This is a genomic window from Prevotella sp. C561 (assembly GCF_000224595.1).
In the GTDB taxonomy this organism is placed as follows: domain Bacteria; phylum Bacteroidota; class Bacteroidia; order Bacteroidales; family Bacteroidaceae; genus Prevotella; species Prevotella jejuni.
Genome location: NZ_JH114153.1, coordinates 1 through 1,055, shown reverse-complemented (window position 1 = coordinate 1,055; position 1,055 = coordinate 1). Strand labels below are relative to the sequence as shown.

Annotated in this window: 1 protein-coding gene and 1 pseudogene; both read right to left on the bottom strand. The window is 38.9% G+C overall.

Annotated features, from left to right (window positions below):
* Positions 1 to 128: 128 nt before the first annotated feature.
* Positions 129 to 725: a hypothetical protein gene (locus tag HMPREF0666_RS13020; protein WP_009012829.1), complete on the bottom strand. Its 597-nt coding sequence runs from the start codon at positions 723 to 725 to the stop codon at positions 129 to 131.
* A gap of 32 nt (positions 726 to 757) precedes the next feature.
* Positions 758 to 1,055, bottom strand: a pseudogene (locus tag HMPREF0666_RS13015) (hypothetical protein); the annotation flags it as partial.

Here is a 1,055-nt window from a genome sequence, read left to right as displayed (position 1 = left end):
TCATTCCGTGTACAGGTGTAAATCAGATTGCCACTGCTAAGAGTATAGCAACAAGTCCTGTACCTAAAAACCACCCTAAACCGTCTCTTTCTCATAGTTTATTATCAATTAATTGAAACTCTCAAGGATTACTTCCCTCCATACCGCTCCTTGAACTCTTCCTTGCTCATCATATAGGTGAGATATAGTTCTACTGCTCTCTTGTAATAGGCAGGTCTGCTGAACGCATACTTAAATTGTTCCCCATAATAAGCATCTCTGAATTCTTGTAAATTATAATCAAAGTCTAACACTGGGACTGGGTTGGCTTTAGAACCATATCGAGGAGAGTTTAGTTCGTACTTGTTTATACGAGCTTTGATGGTCTTACGGTAGTCTATATCATTTACAACTATCATACCTTGCCTAACTGTCTCCCGACGCTCTGGCTCAATGACAAATACACAGAAGTGTTTCTTATAAATACTATCATAAAAAAGAATACTATCAGTTCTTATCCTTTCTGTTGAGTTCATTAGGACACCTGTCATAATACTCTCAGGTCCATAGTCAACATCCATCTTCCCTTTTGGGATATGCAATGTAACATATTTCGACTCGTCAATATACTGCTGTGCATATTTCTCCCCATCATTCCGTGTACAGGTGTAAATCAGATTGCCCACTGCTAAGAGTATAGCAACAAGTCCTGTACCTAAAAACCACCCTAAACCGCTCTTTCTCATAGTTTATTATCATTAATTGAAACTCTCAAGGATTACTTCCCTCCATACCGCTCCTTGAACTCTTCCTTGCTCATCATATAGGTGAGATATAGTTCTACTGCTCTCTTGTAATAGGCAGGTCTGCTGAACGCATACTTAAATTGTTCCCCATAATAAGCATCTCTGAATTCTTGTAAATTATAATCAAAGTCTAACACTGGGACTGGGTTGGCTTTAGAACCATATCGAGGAGAGTTTAGTTCGTACTTGTTTATACGAGCTTTGATGGTCTTACGGTAGTCTATATCATTTACAACTATCATACCTTGCCTAACTGTCTCCCGACGCTCT